16 protein-coding genes are annotated in these 16,730 nt (G+C 70.6%); 8 read left to right on the plus strand and 8 right to left on the minus strand.

All coding sequences use genetic code 11. The annotated features are described in order from the left end of the window. The first annotated feature begins 173 nt into the window (after nt 1-173). Both IT371_20775 and IT371_20780 read left to right on the plus strand, forming a co-directional pair. Nucleotides 174-1,607 carry an aldehyde dehydrogenase family protein gene (locus tag IT371_20775; protein MCC6750113.1) on the plus strand — a complete coding sequence of 478 codons (1,434 nt, stop codon included), beginning with the start codon at nt 174-176 and terminating at the stop codon, nt 1,605-1,607. Continuing rightward, nucleotides 1,600-2,793 (plus strand): acetyl-CoA C-acyltransferase, encoded by a 1,194-nt coding sequence (locus IT371_20780; protein ID MCC6750114.1) that lies wholly within the window; start codon nt 1,600-1,602, stop codon nt 2,791-2,793. Before IT371_20775 ends, IT371_20780 begins: the two co-directional genes overlap by 8 nt. A 27-nt stretch (nt 2,794-2,820) precedes the next feature. Here the strand turns inward: IT371_20780 and IT371_20785 are convergent, their stop codons facing one another. Beyond that, a complete protein-coding gene (locus tag IT371_20785; protein ID MCC6750115.1) occupies nt 2,821-3,051 on the minus strand; it encodes a hypothetical protein in 231 nt (76 codons plus the stop codon). A 38-nt stretch (nt 3,052-3,089) separates the two neighbouring features. On the opposite strand from IT371_20785, the gene IT371_20790 reads away from it, so the two are divergent. Beyond that, nucleotides 3,090-3,974 carry a 3-hydroxyacyl-CoA dehydrogenase family protein gene (locus IT371_20790; GenBank protein MCC6750116.1) on the plus strand — a complete coding sequence of 295 codons (885 nt, stop codon included), beginning with the start codon at nt 3,090-3,092 and terminating at the stop codon, nt 3,972-3,974. Nucleotides 3,975-4,005: 31 nt separating this feature from the next. On the opposite strand, the gene IT371_20795 is transcribed toward IT371_20790, so the two are convergent. The 3 genes from IT371_20795 to IT371_20805 all read right to left on the minus strand — a co-directional run bounded on the left by IT371_20795 (nt 4,006) and on the right by IT371_20805 (nt 6,540). Then, the gene (locus tag IT371_20795; protein MCC6750117.1) at nt 4,006-4,437 is read right to left on the minus strand and encodes a GNAT family N-acetyltransferase; all 432 of its coding nucleotides are present in this window, start codon (nt 4,435-4,437) and stop codon (nt 4,006-4,008) included. A gap of 247 nt (nt 4,438-4,684) precedes the next feature. Then, a complete protein-coding gene (locus IT371_20800) occupies nt 4,685-5,098 on the minus strand; it encodes a nuclear transport factor 2 family protein (protein ID MCC6750118.1) in 414 nt (137 codons plus the stop codon). A 116-nt stretch (nt 5,099-5,214) separates the two neighbouring features. Continuing rightward, nucleotides 5,215-6,540 carry a GAF domain-containing protein gene (locus IT371_20805; GenBank protein MCC6750119.1) on the minus strand — a complete coding sequence of 442 codons (1,326 nt, stop codon included), beginning with the start codon at nt 6,538-6,540 and terminating at the stop codon, nt 5,215-5,217. Nucleotides 6,541-6,765: 225 nt separating this feature from the next. On the opposite strand from IT371_20805, the gene IT371_20810 reads away from it, so the two are divergent. Beyond that, a complete protein-coding gene (locus IT371_20810) occupies nt 6,766-7,485 on the plus strand; it encodes a hypothetical protein (GenBank protein ID MCC6750120.1) in 720 nt (239 codons plus the stop codon). A 138-nt stretch (nt 7,486-7,623) separates the two neighbouring features. Beyond that, on the plus strand, nt 7,624-7,944 hold the full coding sequence (gene grxD / locus IT371_20815) for a Grx4 family monothiol glutaredoxin (protein ID MCC6750121.1): 321 nt from the start codon (nt 7,624-7,626) through the stop codon (nt 7,942-7,944). Nucleotides 7,945-7,971: 27 nt separating this feature from the next. Here grxD and IT371_20820 read toward each other — a convergent pair whose 3' ends face one another. Then, nucleotides 7,972-9,129, minus strand: a complete 1,158-nt coding sequence (locus IT371_20820) for an acyl-CoA dehydrogenase family protein (GenBank protein ID MCC6750122.1) — start codon at nt 9,127-9,129, stop codon at nt 7,972-7,974. Nucleotides 9,130-9,371: 242 nt separating this feature from the next. Between IT371_20820 and IT371_20825 the strand changes: the two genes are divergently transcribed. The 3 genes from IT371_20825 to IT371_20835 all read left to right on the plus strand — a co-directional run bounded on the left by IT371_20825 (nt 9,372) and on the right by IT371_20835 (nt 12,286). Next, nucleotides 9,372-9,965, plus strand: a complete 594-nt coding sequence (locus tag IT371_20825; protein MCC6750123.1) for a hypothetical protein — start codon at nt 9,372-9,374, stop codon at nt 9,963-9,965. Beyond that, nucleotides 9,946-11,331: a hypothetical protein gene (locus IT371_20830; protein MCC6750124.1), complete on the plus strand. Its 1,386-nt coding sequence runs from the start codon at nt 9,946-9,948 to the stop codon at nt 11,329-11,331. Before IT371_20825 ends, IT371_20830 begins: the two co-directional genes overlap by 20 nt. A gap of 124 nt (nt 11,332-11,455) precedes the next feature. Continuing rightward, a complete protein-coding gene (locus IT371_20835) occupies nt 11,456-12,286 on the plus strand; it encodes a DUF3473 domain-containing protein (GenBank protein ID MCC6750125.1) in 831 nt (276 codons plus the stop codon). A gap of 21 nt (nt 12,287-12,307) precedes the next feature. Here IT371_20835 and IT371_20840 read toward each other — a convergent pair whose 3' ends face one another. The 3 genes from IT371_20840 to IT371_20850 all read right to left on the minus strand — a co-directional run bounded on the left by IT371_20840 (nt 12,308) and on the right by IT371_20850 (nt 16,728). Continuing rightward, entirely contained in the window at nt 12,308-13,645 is a 1,338-nt protein-coding gene (locus IT371_20840; protein MCC6750126.1) for a hypothetical protein, read from the minus strand. Between the two features lie 309 nt (nt 13,646-13,954). Further along, complete coding sequence (locus IT371_20845) at nt 13,955-15,487, minus strand: oligosaccharide flippase family protein (GenBank protein ID MCC6750127.1); 1,533 nt, start codon at nt 15,485-15,487, stop codon at nt 13,955-13,957. After that, nucleotides 15,484-16,728 carry a GNAT family N-acetyltransferase gene (locus tag IT371_20850; GenBank protein MCC6750128.1) on the minus strand — a complete coding sequence of 415 codons (1,245 nt, stop codon included), beginning with the start codon at nt 16,726-16,728 and terminating at the stop codon, nt 15,484-15,486. The genes IT371_20845 and IT371_20850 overlap by 4 nt, the downstream gene beginning before the upstream one ends. Nucleotides 16,729-16,730 lie beyond the last annotated feature (2 nt).

A 16,730-nucleotide genomic window follows, 5' to 3' on the forward strand; every position in this document is an offset into this window, starting at 1 on the left:
CTCGGTCCACCCCTGTCCAATTCCCAAACCCGTGCCCGAAACGTAGCACGGACCGTCTGCTCTGGCCGTGGCCGTGCGGTGGACAGGCGGGTCCTTCCGGGCTATGAAGGCCAGCGCGGCGCGGTGGTTGGACGGGGGGCACGAAGCGGTCGTGCCGACGCGAAGGGGAAGCCATGCAGACCCAGCTCTTCATCAGCGGCGAGTTTCGGGCCGCAGCCTCCGGGAAGACCTTTTCGGTAGAGAACCCGGCCACCGAGGAGACCCTGGCCCAGGTCGCCGACGCGGGGGGCGCCGACGTGGACGCGGCGGTCTCGGCGGCGCGGGCCTGCTTCGAGTCCGAGGCCTATCGCCGGCTCTCGGCGCGCGCCCGCGGCAAGCTCTTGCTGCGGCTCGCGGACGCGCTCGAAAGCCATCGTGAGGATCTCGCGCGGCTCGAGAGCTTGCAGAACGGCAAGCCGATCTTCGAGGCCCAGATCGAGCTCGCGATGACCGCCGAGGTCTTTCGCTACTACGGCGGCTACGCGGACAAAGTCTTCGGCCAGACCCTGCCCGTCGAGGGTAATGCGCTCGCCTACACGCTGCGCGAGCCGGTCGGGGTGGTGGCGGCGATCGTGCCGTGGAACTTTCCGCTCAACCTGGCGAGCTGGAAGCTGGCGCCCGCGCTGGCGGCGGGGTGCACGGTGGTGCTCAAACCCGCTCCCGAGACACCGCTCACGGCGCTCGCGCTGGCCGAGCTGGCCCGGGAGGTCGGCTTTCCGCCCGGCGCGCTCAACGTGGTGTGCGGCGGCATCGAGGCGGGGCAGGCCCTCGTGCGCCACCCCGGCGTGGATAAGGTCGCCTTCACCGGCTCGACGGCGACCGGACGCTGGATCGCGCGCGAGGCCGCGGCGGACAACAAGCGCGTGACGCTCGAGCTCGGGGGCAAGAGCCCGAACGTGATCTTCGCCGACGCGGACCTGCAGGCGGCGATTCGTGGCGCGCAGAACGGCATCTTCTATGGCAAGGGAGAGGTCTGCTGCGCCGGCTCGCGCCTGCTCGTGGAGCGGTCGGTGCATGACCAGGTGGTAGAGGGGCTGGTCAAGGGGGCCGCGCGCCGCGTCCCCGGGGACCCGCTCGACAAGAAGACGCTCCTCGGGGCGCTGGTCTCGCGCCGCCAGCAGGCGAAGGTGCTGGGCTACATCCAGCAGGGCAAGGTGGACGGAGCCACTCTCGTCGCGGGGGGCAAGGCCGCGACCGTGGGAGGCAAGGGCTGCTTCGTGGAGGCCACGGTCTTCGACGGTGTCACGGCGGAGATGACCATCGCGCAGGAGGAGATCTTCGGGCCGGTGCTCTCGGTGATGACCTTCGACTCCGTCGAGGAGGGGCTCGCGCTGGCCAACCGCACGATCTACGGCCTCGCGGCGGGGATCTGGACCCGTGATGTCGGTAAGGCTCTGCGCGCGGCGCGGGCCGTGCGCGCGGGCACCGTGTGGGTCAACACCTATAACAACTTCGACCCCGGCGCCCCCTTCGGCGGCTTCAAGGCCTCGGGCTACGGTCGCGACCTCGGGCCGGACGCGCTCGCGGGCTATCTCGAAACCAAAACCGTGTGGGTGAACCTTGGCTAAGCCGGTCTACATCTATCAGGCGGTGCGAACGGCGGTGGGAGCGCACGGTGGCGCGCTGGCGGGGGTACGCCCCGACGACCTCGCGGCGGTGCCGATCCGCGCCGTGGTCGAGCGGAGCGGTGTGGCGGGGCAGAACGTGGACGACGTGATCCTCGGCTGCAGCAACCAGGGGGGCGAGGACAGCCGCAACGTGGCGCGCATGGCCGCGCTCCTCGCCGGGCTTCCGATCGAGGTGCCGGGGATGACCGTGAACCGGCTCTGCGGCTCGGGGCTTCAGGCGGTGGGCGGCGCCGCCCTGGCCATCCGCGGCGGCGAGGCCCGCATCGTGGTGGCGGGGGGCGTGGAGTCCATGACCCGCGCCCCGTACGTGATGCTGAAGAGCGACGTGCCGTGGAGCCGGAATCCGCCGGCGATCGCCGACAGCACGGTGGGCTGGCGCTTCACGAACCCGCGCCTCGCGCCGGCCTGGACCGTGCCGCTTGGCGAGACGGCGGAGCTCGTGGCCGAGAAGTACGGCGTGAGCCGCGAAGATCAAGACGCCTTCGCCCTCGAGAGCCAGCGCCGCGCGGCGGAGGCGCAGAAGCAGGGCCTCTTCGACGCCGAGATCGTGCCCGTGCCGCTCCCGCAGCGGGACGGCAGCGTGAAGGAGTTCCGCGTGGACGAGCACCCGCGCGGAGACCTCACGCTCGAGAAGCTGGCGCGCCTGAAGCCCGCCTTTCGCAAGGACAAGGGGACCGTGACGGCCGGCTCCTCGAGCGGGATCAACGACGGCGCGGCGGCGCTCCTCGTGGCGGAAGAGGGGGCTGTCTCCGGCGAGCCGCTCGCCCGCGTGGTGGGTCAAGCGGTGGTGGGTGTGGACCCGGCGCTGATGGGCATCGGTCCCGTCCCCGCCACGCGGAAGCTCCTCGAGCGCACGGGCGTCAAGCTCGCCGACCTCGACCTCGTGGAGCTGAACGAGGCCTTCGCGGCGCAGTCCCTGGCGTGCATCCGGGAGCTCGGACTGGACCCGGCCCGCGTGAACGTCTGCGGCGGCGGGATCGCTCTCGGGCACCCGCTCGGCTGCTCGGGAGCGAAGATCTTGGTAACACTCGTCCATGCCCTGCGGCGCCGCGGCGGGCGCTACGGGCTGGCCACGATGTGCATCGGGGTGGGGCAGGGGATCGCGCTGCTCGTCGAACGAGTCTGACGACGGCGCGCGACGGCGGAGCCGGTGCTAGCGCTCCGCTTCCTTGCTACCCACCACCGTGAGGTTCATTCCGACCTGCACCTGGAGCGGCTTACCGTCCACCGTAACGGTGACCTTGCCGTTGTAGTACCAGCCGAAGGAGCCCGTGCTGAAGGTCTTCCGCTCGGCGGTCACCTCGGTGCCGGCGACGTTGACCGTCACGGACTGGGCCTTCTCCATGAACTGCGACTGAGAGATCGGACAAGTAGATTTCGCCATGGCGCGGACCATACCACATGTAGCCTCGGAGGGAAGAGATGTCTGACACGATCGCACGCCTCGCAGTGGTCGGAGCAGGGACCATGGGCCGGGGGATCGCCCAGGTCGCGGCGCAGGCCGGGCTGGAGGTGGCGCTCTGGGACCTCTCGGGTGAGGCCCGGGGGCGCGCCCGGCGGGAGCTCGAGGCCAGCCTCGGGGCGGCGGTGACGCGGGGCAAGCTATCGGCGGTGGAGCGGGACGCCGCGCTGGCGAGGCTCGCCTTTCCCGAGACGCGGGGGGAGGCCGTGCGGCAGGCCGATCTGGTGGTCGAGGCGGTGGTCGAGGACCTGGCCCTCAAGCAGCGGCTCTTCGCCGAGCTCGAGCGCGAGGCCCCGGCTCGGGCGATCCTGGCCAGCAACACCTCCTCGCTCCCCCTCGGCAAGATCGCCGCGGGCCTGGCGCGGCCGGGGCAGGTGCTCGGGATGCACTTTTTCAACCCGGTGCCGGCCATGGCGCTCGTGGAGCTCGTGGTCCACGCCGGCACCGACGACGCCACGCGCGAGGCGGCGCTCGCCGTAACGGCGCGGCTCGGCAAGACGCCCATCGTGGTGAAGGACTCGCCCGGCTTCGCCACGAGCCGACTCGGGATCGTGCTCGGGCTCGAGGCCATGCGCATGCTCGAGCAGGGGGTGGCCTCGGCCGAGGACATCGATCGCGCCATGGAGCTCGGCTACCGGCATCCGATGGGGCCGCTCAAGCTCACCGACCTCGTCGGCCTGGACGTCCGGCTGGCGATCGCGGACTTCCTCTTCACCGAGCTCGGCGGGGACCAGTACCGCGCCCCCGAGCTCCTCCGTCGGAAGGTGGCCGCCGGGGAGCTGGGCAAGAAGACGGGGCGCGGCTTTCATAGCTGGAACGAGGTGGCGGCGAAGAAGAGCTCGTAGCGTACCCGCTGCATCGCGCCGACCTGCCCGCTCAGGCAGGGCCCGGTCGGGTCGGGATCCAGCGCAGGTAGGTGTTGCGTCGCACAGAAAAACCGATCCGCTCGTAGAGCGCTCGGGCGCGCACGTTTTGCGGACTGACCTCCAGCTCGAGCGCCACGGGCCTCTGGGGCCACACGCTACCACCGGCGGCGGCCTCTTCGATCAGGGCGCGTCCGAAGCCGCGGCCCCGCAGCGCCGGCACGACGTAGAGCTCGTCGATCGTGCAGACCTCACCGCCGAGCTCGTTCGACCAGAAGGAGATGAGGAGGGCGTAGCCCGCGATCCTCCCCTCGTCCTCGAGCACCACGGCCCGGCCTCGGGTGGGCTCGGCGCGCAGCGCGGCGAGCGTGTGCGCGACGCGCGCGGAGGTGAGTCGCGGCGTGAACGGGTCCTCGGCGTCGAGGGAGAGCGCGAGCCGGGTCACGTCCGCATCGTCGTCGGGGCGGGCGAGCCGCCAGAGGGCAGAAGGCGAAGGTTCGGCTTGCGGCATGCTGGTGGGGGGTCGTCCGTGGCGCATCTTTACCGCGCGGGGAGCCGCGCTACCAGGCGAATTGCGGGTCGCTCAGCAGCCGGTCCACGGTGGTCGGCTGGTGGCGGGGGCACGCTGGAGGCGATGGGCCTCGCGCGTTGGGGAGGGAGGCGGTCGACGGTCGGCGATGAGGACGCCCTGCTCAGAGGGCGATGCCGTGCGACGTGCAGAAGCTCCGCGTGGCCTCGCGCTGGCCCGGGAGCTCTTCCCAGAGGATTCGGTAGATCAACCCCTCGTCCGAGAGATAGAGGGTCTGCAGGCTCGTGTACTCGTGAACTGCCTCGCCGGCGTGGAGTTCGTCCGTCATGAGGACGCGATAGCCCCCATCCGGCAGCCGGCGATCGAACCGCGAGCGGTAGCGCACCAGAGAAAACAGCGCTCGCGCTCGTCGGGAGTTGCGATCGTAGGCCGCCAGGACCGCCTCTCTGCCCTCGAGGGTCTTGTCGGCGCTGACGAAGGTGCAGTCCGCGCGCATCAGGCGAGAGGCGGCCTCGAAGTCATCCGCGTCGAGCGCGGCAGAGAACCCGTTGACGACCTCGATATCCGGGGAAGGCACAGGAAACCTCGCAGCCGGGGCGACCGGTGGAGCGGCGATCCTCCGTCCCGCGCGACCGCAAGCCGGTAGACCAAGCTACCTCGCCGTGCTGCGCGTGGCTATCGCGAGCCGGCGCGCTACCCGTCAGCTGCCTGGTCGGTCGGCCCGCGCTTGCGTTCCTCGCGCAGGCGGGAGACCTCGGCGCGGCTCGGGTTCACGCGCACCAGGCCGTGGTCGCCGTCGACCAGCAGGAGATCCCCGTCGGAGACCCAGCGGAAGAGGGCCCCCACGTCCACCACCGTCGGCGCGCCAATGAGCGAGAAGAGAGCGCGCGCGACGGCGCCGTCGCACCGTTCGCGCAGGGCCACGGCGGCCGGTTGTGAGCGGGCCGAGACGATCAGGTCGAAGACGGTGAGCTGGTCCCCGACCAGGATCGCGCCCCGCGGCACGTCCGCGCTGCCGTCCGAGGTGGCGAGCATGGCCAGCGCCTCGTAGGTGTCGTTGATCGCGCTCGCCCGCTCCACGCTGTAGTCGTCGCCGCGCCGCGTGGCCGCGCGGGCAGCCTCGGTGGCAGCTCGGCCGAGCGCCTGGGTCAGCCCCACGCCCTCGCGGGCCAGCTCCTCGATGCGTTCGCGCAGCCGCGCGTCGTCGAGGATGACCTGGAACACGTCCAGAAACCACGCCTGCTGGCCGAGGGTGGCCGCGCGCTTCTTGAACTCGCCGAGCGTGCGGCGCGCGTAGCCGATCGCCTGTTCGAGCGAGACCAGGATCTCCTCGGGGGAGCGGGGCGAATCGGGGGTGGGACGGGCCGCGGGGCGACGGAGCGCGCACGCCGGACCGACGGCACGGCCGCGCACCGCGGGACGGCCCGAGAGCGTCACGCGCCGGCTGGTCTCGAGGCCGGGGCGCAGCCAGCCGCGCAGCGCGTCGGTGAGGTGCGCGCGCTCGAGGAGCGCCGCCACGGGAGCGGTGAGCGCGGCGGCCAGCTCGAGGTCTCCCGCGCTGAAGGCCGGCGTGTCGCGACGCTGCAGCACGAGCGCGCCGAGAGGCCCGGACGGCCCCAGGATCGGCATGGCCAGAAAGATCGGGAAGCGCTCCTCGCCGAGGTGCTCGAAGTGGCGGTAGGCCGTGTGAGCCGGGGCCGCGTCGAGCGAGATCGGGCGCATGCACTCCACGGCCAGGCCGGTGATCCCTTCGCCCATGGTGAGCCGCACGTCCCCGAGAGCCTCCGACGGAAAGCCCACGTTGCCCCGCATCACCAGGTCGTCGCCCTCCACGAGGTAGATCGAGCACACGTCGGCCGGAAAGACCTGCGCGATGCGCCGCGGGAGCTCGTCGAGCGAGGTGGAGAGGGGGCGAGGTCTCGCGGTGTAGGCCACGAGGTCGAGCACGGCGTCGAGGCGGCGGTCGTCGCCTCGGGCATGCACGGTGGGGGTGAGCGGCTCTCTCACGCGCCCGAGCATAGCCTGCTTCGCCGGGGGCGAGGTGCGGAAAGCCGCGGGCCGCGGTCGTCTCGCGCGCGGGGGGCGCGTCCGGCCGCTCCCCCTCCCGCTTTCGGAGAGGACGGGGGTGCGCGCGTCCCTCGGGGCCGCGGCCATGGGCACGGAATCACGGAGGAGCGTGGGTCGTGCGCGCGACGCCTTCCCTGGCATCCGGCTTGCGATGCTGGGCTCCGGCAGGAGGTGCCCATGCGGCGTGCGGCGGGGTGGACGATCGGACTGTTGCTCGCGCTCGGGGGCGCGGCGGGAAGTGCGCGCGCCGACGGCCTCGAGGGCTTCGTGCGCGCGGAGCGGCCGCCTGCGGCCGTCAAACGCTATGGGGGGACGCGCCGGCCGATCCTGCAGGTCACGAACCAGAGCCTGCAGGCCTTCACCCGGGCGACCGCGGAGGGGGTGCTGGAGGCGGTGATCCCCAAGCAGAAGGGGCACATCTACTTTCGCCTCGGGGGAACGGTCCACGACTTCTACCCCGGCGGCTACCGGTGCGGGCCCGTGCGGCCGATCGGCTCGGAGCGCTACGGGGTCTTGATCCCTCTCACGGGCGAGCAGCAAGGAAACCTCGCGCGCTACTTCGAGGACGTGCGCTCCGGCCGCGTGGAGCTCGGGGCCTACGATTTCGAGGGGCTTGCCGGGCATCACTGCGTGAGCTGGCTCCTCCAGGCGCGCCTCGACGCCCGCGGCAGAAACCTGCTCGAGCTGCTCGGAGGGCAGCCGACGGACGGGGACGGGATGGTCGAGTTCTCGCGCTTCCTCGTGGAGCGGGCCCAACCGGTGAGCTCGCTCGTGCTCTATTCGGACCGGGTGCGGACCCCGCGCGAGCTGGGCCGCGAGCGCCTCCAAATCATTACGCTGCGCGAGCTGGTCGCCGCCTTCGAGGCGGAGCAGGGCGGCCTCGGCGTGGGCCGGTAGGGCCTCCGACGCCTCCAGCGCGGCGGACCCGAGAAACCTGCGCCCTGGCCGGAGCGTACCAAAGGGGCTATCACTACCCACGGCACGCGGCGGCGACCGACGCACGAGCTCCGCGGGCCCACCATAGGAGCAGCCAGGATGAGCCCGGACCTTCGTCAACGCATCGAGCAGACCATCAAGGCCAATAAGATCGTGATCTTCATGAAGGGTACGCCCGACTTCCCGCAGTGCGGTTTCTCCGCCGCCACGGTGGACTGCCTGAACAAGGCCGGGGCCGAGTTCGCGGCCATCGACGTGCTCGCCGACTGGGAGATCCGCGAGGCGATCAAGGAGTACTCGAGCTGGCCGACGATCCCCCAGGTCTACATCGAGGGGGAGTTCATCGGCGGCGCCGACATCACGCGCGAGCTGTTCCGCAGCGGCGAGCTCGTCGAGCGCGTGAAGAAGGCCCAGGGGTAGCCCCCGGCGTCTCGTCCCCGGGGGGGACTAGCCCAGCGGGAGCATCTTCGCGATCACCTCGTTCATGACCTCGGAGGTGCCGCCTCCGATGGCCAGGATGCGCACGTCCCGGCTGAGACGCTCGACCAGCGTCTCGCGCATGTACCCCATGCCGCCGAGGAGCTGCACCGCCTCGCGGCAGACCACCTCGGCCACCTCCGCGGAGAAGTTCTTGGCCATCGAGACCTCGCGCGGCAGGTACGCGCCGTCCACGATGCGCCGCGCGAGCAGGTAGTTGAAACTCTTCGCGGCGGTGACCTGCGTGGCCATCTCCGCCAGCTTGTGGCGCGTGACCTGGAAGCCCGTGACCGGCCGCCCGAAGACCTTGCGCTCCCTCGCGTAGGTCATCGCTTCCTCGAACGCGATCTCCGCCGAGGCGTGGCCGAAGGCGGCGAGCGCCATGCGTTCGGTCTGGAAGCTCTGCATCAGCGCGCGAAAGCCGCTCCCTTCGGGGCCCACGCGGTTCTCCTCGGGGACCTCCACCTCTTCGTACGCGAGCTCGGCGGTGTCCGACGCGCGCCAGCCGGTCTTCTTGAGCGTGCGCGAGGCGGAGAAGCCCTTCATCCCCTTCTCCACGACGAAGAAGGTCAGGCCCCCGTGCGGGTCGTCGCTCGTGCGGGCCAGCGTCATGACCAGATCGGCCTGCGCCCCCGAGGTGATGAAGAGTTTGTTGCCCGACAGGAGGTACCGATCTCCCTTGCGCACGGCCCGCAGACGCACGCCGGCCACGTCGCTGCCGGCTCCGGGCTCGGTGATCCCGAGGGCCGCCACGCGCTCTCCGGCCACGACCGGCGGGATGAAGCGCTGCTTCTGCGCCTCGTCCCCGAGCAGGAGCAGCGGCGGCAGCGCGATCCCGAGGGACCCGAGGCCGGCCACCACCCCCGACGACCCGCCGCGAAGGAGCGCCTCGGTGGACACGAAGGTGTGGAGCATGTCCCCGCCCCCCCCGCCGTACGCCTCGGGCAGGAGCGCGCCGAGGATCCCGGCTCGCGCGGCCTTGCGGAAGAGCTCTCGCGGAAAGCGCTCCGCCTCCTCCCAGTCGGTGGCGTGGGGCCGGATCTCCTGCTCGGCGAAGCGCAGGCAGGTCTCGCGAAAGAGCCGATGCGATTCGTCCAGAAACGGTTCGAAGAGCGGATGTGATTCCATGGCCGGGCATCCTACCCCGGTTTGCGCGGGCGTGGTTCGCGCGGGCGTGGCGGACTCGGGCGCGTTGCGGGGACGTGGGGGCACGGGGCGCTGGGGTCGGCAGACCGGCCAGCCATTTCGCCAGTGGCGGCGCGCGGATCGGCCCCCGCTGGGAGCCAAGTCGTTGAAAAGACGCATATCTCCGACGGTACTCCCGGCTGGGAGGTTGGCGCGGATCTTGATCTGAGAAGTCCTGTCCGCACATGCGCCACCTTCGCTGCATCGCCCTGCTCGTCCTCGCGACCCTGGTCGTCGCGCCCGCGCACGCGGTGCGGAAGGGCAAGCGGTCGAGCTCCCGGCAAGAGGGCGGGAAGGTGCGCCTCCCCGCCAGCGGGAGCGTGCTGCGCATCGCCCTCGGCCTGTCGCTGAGCCAGGAGGTGCGCGAGCGGGTGGCCCACGGCCAGGGCGACCCGGCTCCTCACGAGTTCCTGCTCAAGACCTTCGCGGCGCAGCGCCACGCTGCGGACTACACGCAGTGGCCCGCGCTCGGCTTGATCGGAGCCGCCACGACCGGCGGGCCGGACTACCCCAAGGAGTTCCAGAAGGTGATGGGCCGGGTGATGGCTCGCAAGGGCACCGTGGTCTTCAACCTGACCATGCTCGACGTCCAGCAAGCGCTCGCCAAGGACGCGGTGGGCGCCACGAGCCACGAATTGCAGCAGATCGTCCACAACCCGCAGTGGTTCGCTCGGACGACCTTTTTTCTCGACGGAAGACCCCTGACCAAACAGCAAGTGCGGGAGCTCGGAGTCGTCCCGCCGTCGCAAGGAGGGCGTCATGTACGCCGCGCGAAGTAACCGCCGTTCTCGGCTAGTCTGGGTGGCGATGATGGTGCTGGCAGGTACGCTCGCCGCGTCTCCTCGCGCGGAGGCGCGAGCGAACGATGAGTCCCCGGCCGGAAAGCCTTCCCGTGCGTCCGTGATGGCGCGGCAGCTCGGCAACTTCGTCTCGCGCGCGCTGCACCTGGACGTGTTGCTCTCCGCGACGCGCCATCACCAGCAGCTGCACGCCACGCTCGGGCAAGGGGCCCTCGAGGCTGTGCAGCTGCCGAGCTTCAAAAACCGCAACAAGCTCTATACGGGCCTCGTGGGGTTCGAAACCGGGCTCTCGGCCTTCTGGGCCGACCTGAAGCGCCGACCCTTCCTCTTCCGCGCCGCGGTGCTCGGCCAGCGGGTACAAGACGCCGCGGTGCGCGGCCTGCGTGGGAAGAACTTCGAGGCGCGGCGCCTGGCCTTCGCCGACGGGGTGGCGAACGAGAGCGCGATGATGGCCATGTACGGCCTCAACGTGCCGGACGTGCGGGTCACGAAGGAGATCCGCGCCGTCTTCACCTCGGCCTGCCGCAAGGCCGGCGCGCTCTTCAAGCCGGCCTTCGCCGAGGACGGCCGCGCGCTCTCCGACAAGGCCGCCGACTACAGCAACGCCGTGAACGGGGCCGGGCCCGTGGCGCGGAACCATCTGGTGTCGCTCCTCGTGACGCTCGACCGCGCGACGCGGGGCGGTGGCACCGCGACGCCGCAGCGCGCAGCCATCAAGGGCCACGTCGAGAAGCTCCTGCAGCGCGTTTCGCTCGAGGACGTCGCGAAGGTCTTCGCCGAGGACCTCGGCCTCCGCTTCAGCGTGACGGCCGAGGAGATGCACACGCACATCCAGCGGCTGGTCTTCGACAAGCAGCCCGTCACGGACGGGACGCGCGAGCCGCACTGGGCCGAGCCCGACTACCAGGCCTTCCGCAAGAAGCCCGAGGACGGTGTCGGCCTGCAGGGGAGCGACCTGCGCGCACTGCGGTGGGGCATCCGGCTGGCCAACGCCACCTGGAAGTCGGGACAGATCCACCGCGCCGTCTGGGAGAAGGAGGTCAAGGGCAAGGCGGACTACGACCGGATCCTTCCCTCGAAGCGGGTCATGGCCGGCAACTTCGACGTGGGACTGGCGGGCCTCTTCAACCAGCAGATGCCCGAGGAGTACCGGGCCTACGACGCCTTCGACCTGTCTCGTAGCGTCCTCTTCCGCGAGACCTTCAAGGCCGAGTACGCCCGCCTGCGCGGCAAGCTCACGCACCGCATCGCGGTCCGCCAGGCGCAGAAGGCCGCCCTCTCCCGAGTGGTCTACGAGCTCTTCCTCGACGTGAAGGAGCTCAGCCGGGGCCTGCCGGCGGCGTAACCCTGGCGTTCTCCCCAGGCCGACCGCGCCTCGCACCGCTCCCTGCGCACCGACGGCACCCGCAGCAGTTGACGCACCTTCCCCCTCCCCGCACACTTCCGTCACACGCCAGACGGAGCGCCCCGTGGACAAGCCCGCGAACGCCATGACCATCGACGTGGAGGAGTGGTTCCACATCCTCGACGCCCGCGGGGCGCCGGACCCGACGGAGTGGGAGCGGTTGCCGGGGCGCCTCGACCGCAACATGAACCAGATGCTGGACCTCTTCGCCCAGTACGACGTGCGCTGCACCTTCTTCTGGCTGGGCTGGGCGGCCGAGCGCTATCCGCGGGTCCTCCGTCGCTGTCACGAGCTCGGGCACGAGATCGGCTCGCACGGGCAGAACCATCTGCTGGCGTACCAGGCGGGGCGGGCGGCCTTCGCCGAAGACGTGACGCGGGCCAAGCGGGTGCTCGAGGACCAGACGGGGACCGAGGTGCGCGGCTTTCGCGTGCCCGGCTTCTCCTTCACCCGCGAGACCCCCTGGGCCTACGAGGTGCTGGCCGAGGCCGGGTACCGCTACTCGTCGTCCATCTTTCCGGCGGCGCGCGGTCACGGGGGCTTCGAAGGAGCCCCGACCGAGCCTCACACCATCGAGACCTCGGCGGGGCCGGTGCGCGAATACCCGATCACGACCCTTAAGCTGCTCGGCAAGCGGGTCTGCCTCTTCGGCGGAGGCTACCTGCGCGTCACTCCATGGCCCATGCTCCTCGGCGCGACGGAGTGGCTGAACCGCCACGGCCAGCCCGTGATCTACTACCTGCACCCGCGCGAGATCGACCCCGACCAGCCGCGCATGCGCCGCATCTCGCCGGCGCGCTACTTCAAGTACTACGTGAACCTCGCCTCGACGGAGCCGAAGCTACGGCGCCTGATGCGCGGTCAGCGCTTCACGCCGCTCGGGGAGTGGGAGTAGACGCCGCTTCGCGCCGGACCACTAGCAGCCGGACGCGGTGCACCAGGCGCGGAAGTATTCCATGTTCGGCAGACACTGACTGCCGTGGGTGGCCCCGTCTCCCGTCGGACTCGCGCAGGCGCAGATCCCCGACTGGCAGTCCGCGTGCTTGGAACAGCCGGTCCAGTTCCCCACCGTCCCGGTGGCGGTCGTCGGACAGGTCCCCGGAGAGGCCGTGCTCGTCGTGCACTTGGTGCCGGCCGCGATGTTGGTGCTCCCGCACGGGCAGGAGGAGTAGTTCCAGACCCATTCCCACGCGTTGTTGACGAGCTTGTACGAGCCGTTGCCGCAGCAGTTCGACCCCTCGATCGTGGAGCACGCGTAGGGGGAGGTGTTCGAGCAGGTGTTGCCGATGTGCCCCAGGGAGTCCGCGACGCAGCCGGCGGGGACCGTGGGTTTGGTGGGCGTGGAGCTCACCGACGAGCCGGTGCCGGTCCCCGTCCCCGTCCCCGTGTTCGTGCCGCCGGTCGAGGTGCTCGGGGCCACGGGCGGGGCGGGTAGCAGGTTCGGACAGGCCGCGCAGGGGTCCTTCGCCTTGTACTCTGCCGTCTCCCACATCCACCCGCCCGCGTTGCCGAAGGTTGCGTACTGAAGCTCCGTGGGCACGTTGCTCCAGTTCTCGTTTCCCTGGCAGCGGTACAGGTGCCACTGCTTGGTGTCCTTGTTGTAGGCGTCGATGCTGTTGAAGGTGCAGATCTTCTTGAAGGTCCGGCGGTACGAGCAATAGGGGTACTGCGCGCACTCGAACCAGCCCGAGGAGGGCGTGCTCGTCCAGAAGTACTCGCGGCCCCCGCAGACCGACCCGCTCTGTTGATAGGTGCAGTAGTCGGCCGGGTCGGCCGAGTCGCCCTTCGAGAGCTGCGCGAGGGGCTTGTCCTTGAGCACCTTCACGCGGTAACGGAGGCACCCCTTCACGTCCGTCGCGCCCCCGCACCATTCCTGGGCTCTCAGCCCGGGGGAGGTCAGGTACGTCTGGAAGTCCTGCTCGGCCTGCTTGAGCGCCTCGGGGCACTTCATCACGTTGAGGAAGCCGGCGCACTGCGGCGAGTAGCAACAGGCCGAATACCAGAAGACGGGCAGCGTCGTGCTGCACGCCATCTTCTTGCAGTAGCCCGAATACGAGCAGGCGCGCCCCACGTCGTAGACCACCTGGGGGTACTCGGGCTTGTCGGCGCCGCACTGATCTCCGAAGGCGGCGGCCTGTCGCTCGAGTCCGGGGGACGGAGCTTCGTCCGGGCTCTCCGAGAAGAGGCCGCAGGACGCGCTGAGGGCCGCCGCGGCGACCCCGACGAGGTAGCGAGAGACGTGAAGCGGGTGCATCGTGAACTCCTCTTCGGAGCCTCTCCACCCCCCTCCTTCTCCCACCGGTGTCGCGGCGCCCGGACGTTTGATCCGGAGGCGCGCCTCGCGACGCCAACCTGCTTCCTGTGAGGCTCTTTGGCGCCGCCCTGTGCAATCACCACGCCAGGTGGTCCCACCTGCTGCGAGGACCGGTGGGCCGCGCGGGTCGATGAGATCCGGCGCTTTGCGCGCGGCAATCGGGGCGTGCGGGAGGGCGAGGGGGCCGGGGTGGCTACTCCACTGCCGCGCGCGAGACTACCGCGTGGATGGTTCAGGAGCCGGCTCGCCTCACTCGTCGTCGTCGCGCCCGACGAGCGAGCGCACGATGTCCATCACCTGCCCGCGGTGGAAGAGCAGGAGGTAGCCAAGGTAGACGGTTCCGCCCGCGATCACCTCGAGGGCGAACATCACGAGCTGCGAGTCGAGGTGCAGCACACGCCTCAGGCCCAGGATCGTCGCGGCGAGGAGCGTGCTGCCGATGAGGGCGGGGGCGAGCTCGAGCAGCACCCGCCCGAAGGGGATCTCGTCCACCACCTTCAGCAGGGCGCAGGCCAGAAGCCCCGCCACGATGAAGGAGGTGGAGACCGCCCAGGCGGCATGCACCACGTTCTGTCGCCCGAAGAGGAAGAGGGCGCCGAACATCAGCACGACCTTGATGGCCATCACCACCGTGGTGGCGCGCGGTCGCCCGATGGCCTGGAAGTAGTAATCGGGCAGGAACTGGAGCGGCAGGCCGATGCCCACGAGGGAGAGCGCGGTGACCAGGGACGATACGGTGTCGGTCCACTTGGCCGGAAAGAGGATCGCGACCACCCGGGGGCCGGTGAACATCACGAGCGCGGCGGCCGGGAAGAGGACGAGCAAGATGGCTCCGAGCGCCCGCAGAATCGCCTCGCGCCGGCGCTTCACGTCGTCGGAGAAGCGGGCCACGGCGGCCAGGACCACCGAGCTCGAGCGCTGGGTCACGGTGTAGATCGGCACGTAGGCCAGGTTGTAGGCCACCGCGTAGGCCCCGAGCGCCTCCATGCCCAGCACCTTCCCGACGAAGAGGTTGTCCCAGTTGGTGGCGATGTGGTCGAAGGACTCGGAGATGTAGATCGGTACGCCGAAGGCCAGCATCTCGCGCAGGAGAGGCCCGTCCCAGCGCGGCCGGCCGAGCCAGCCGAAGCCGGTGAGGGCGGTGCTGCCGAGGCGCAGGACCACCTCGCGCACCACCTGACCCAGCACCACGGCGAAGCCTCCCCACCCCGTGGCGGCGAGACCGAGGGCCACCGCCACCATGAGCGAGCTGCCTCCGAGCTCGAGGAGCGCCTGCGCGCCGAAGCGGAGCTCCCGCGTGAGGATGATGTCGCCCATCATGAGCACGACGTGGACCAGCGCCAGCACGAGCCCCGCGCGCAGGTAGTGGGCCGCCCCCGGGGCGTCGAAGAAGCGCGTGATGGGGTCGGCGAAGGCGAACGCGGCTGCCGACAGGGTCAGCACGATGACCGTGCAGAACATGGTGCCCAGCGTCGCCGCGTCCTTGAAGCGCTCGCGTCGTCGGATCAGTTCGGAGCTGAGGCCGGGGCCCGAGAAGTGGGCGAGCCCGATGGCGATGGTGTAGACCGCGCTCGCGCGCCCGTACTCCTCCTTGGACATCCAGCGGGTCAGCAGGATGGTGCTGAGAAAGCCGATGCCGCGCGCCGCCAGCGAGGACACGCTCGTCCAGAGCATGCCGCGGCTGGCCTCGGTGGCGAGGGAGGGCGACGCCTCCGGCGCGTCGGGAGCGATCCCCGGCTCTGCCGCGGGGTCGTCGGGGCCGTCGGGCTCGAACTCGTTCATGGCTCGCGGTCGTCGCGACGGTCGGTCGACGAACTGTCGTCGGACGGCGCGGGCTCGGCGCGACCGGTCAGGCGCTCCGTGATGCGGCGCATTCGGGCCCCGATGGCGCGCGCCTTCTCCGGCAGGCCCTGCTCCTGGATCAGGTGGCTGCTCTCTCGCGCCAGCCGGAAGGCGTGTCCGCGCAGCGAGCGCGTGGGGGCCAGCAGGTCCACCGTGGTCCGGCTGCCGGTCGCGAAGCGATCCTTGTAGCCCGCGTCGGTGCCGCCGAGGAAGTCGTACTCCGCGAGGCCACGCTCGATGCAGTGCTCGACGATCCGTCCGAGCAAGACGAGCCCCACCCGCTCGCGCGCGAACTCGGGGTCCCAGCCCCCTTGGTAGTTCCAGGCCTTGCCGCCGTAGACGAAGTCGTACTTCGCGGCGGCGACGCGACCGTCGACGCGGAGCAGGGCCAGCAGGAGCTCCCCACGCGGGAGGAGCCGCTTCATGAGCTGGCGATGGAACTGCAGGTAGGGCTCGGAATGGAAGCTCTGGTTCTCCTCACCCCAGCGCAGGCTGTTCAGCCGCACGAGCTCGGCGAACGCGGGTTCGAGCTCGCTCTCCTCGGTCACGATCTCGAGCCGCACCTCGCCCCGCTTGGCCAGGCGATTGGCGCTGTTCTTGTACTGGCTGCGGAAGTTCGCGCTCCGCCCCTTCCAGTACTCCTCCTTGCTGGCGGGGAGCGCGGCGAAGGGGCCCGAGAGCGTCTCGGCGTGTTCGGCCTTCAGCCCGACCTGGAGGAGCCACGCCTCCATGGCCTGCGCGACCGCGGCCTCGGGCTGCACGTTCTGCAGAAAGAGGACGTCCCACTGGCGGCTGAGCGTGGTGAGCGCGTACTTGGCGAACGCAGGCGCGAGCTCCTCTGCGCGCCCCGGCGGCAGGAGGAAGTCCAGCTGCTCCGGGTAGCACTCCCCCTGCCCCAGGAACTTGAGGAAGCGGATCGGGCGGGTCAGCTGCTGGCCCCGCGGCGCGAGGCTGTCCAGCCCCCCGCCGATCATGAAGGGAGCGATGCCGACCGGCGCGCCGCCCTCCTCGGCCACGATCACGCACAGGCGGTGCTTCTGCCGGTAGACCTGCTGCCAGGCGGAGATCCACTCCCAGGAGAGAAAGAAGCTCGGCGCCTTCGTCTGCGCGAGCAGCGCCTCCCAGGCGGGAGCGAGCCGCAGGAGTTCGTCGGTCTCGTGGATGCAACGTAGGGTCGCCACGT

This window comes from Deltaproteobacteria bacterium (assembly GCA_020848905.1).
Lineage (GTDB): Bacteria > Myxococcota_A > Polyangia.

Bases quoted from the DNA above. Each gene is read 5' to 3' on its own strand.
- IT371_20810 (MCC6750120.1), top strand. From the start codon at position 6,766: ATGCGGCGTGCGGCGGGGTGGACGATCGGACTGTTGCTCGCGCTCGGG.
- IT371_20840 (MCC6750126.1), bottom strand. From the start codon at position 13,645: ATGCACCCGCTTCACGTCTCTCGCTACCTCGTCGGGGTCGCCGCGGCG.
- IT371_20785 (MCC6750115.1), bottom strand. From the start codon at position 3,051: ATGGCGAAATCTACTTGTCCGATCTCTCAGTCGCAGTTCATGGAGAAG.
- IT371_20805 (MCC6750119.1), bottom strand. From the start codon at position 6,540: ATGCTCGGGCGCGTGAGAGAGCCGCTCACCCCCACCGTGCATGCCCGA.
- IT371_20775 (MCC6750113.1), top strand. From the start codon at position 174: ATGCAGACCCAGCTCTTCATCAGCGGCGAGTTTCGGGCCGCAGCCTCC.
- IT371_20825 (MCC6750123.1), top strand. From the start codon at position 9,372: ATGCGCCACCTTCGCTGCATCGCCCTGCTCGTCCTCGCGACCCTGGTC.
- IT371_20790 (MCC6750116.1), top strand. From the start codon at position 3,090: ATGTCTGACACGATCGCACGCCTCGCAGTGGTCGGAGCAGGGACCATG.
- IT371_20845 (MCC6750127.1), bottom strand. From the start codon at position 15,487: ATGAACGAGTTCGAGCCCGACGGCCCCGACGACCCCGCGGCAGAGCCG.
- IT371_20820 (MCC6750122.1), bottom strand. From the start codon at position 9,129: ATGGAATCACATCCGCTCTTCGAACCGTTTCTGGACGAATCGCATCGG.
- IT371_20830 (MCC6750124.1), top strand. From the start codon at position 9,946: ATGTACGCCGCGCGAAGTAACCGCCGTTCTCGGCTAGTCTGGGTGGCG.
- grxD (MCC6750121.1), top strand. From the start codon at position 7,624: ATGAGCCCGGACCTTCGTCAACGCATCGAGCAGACCATCAAGGCCAAT.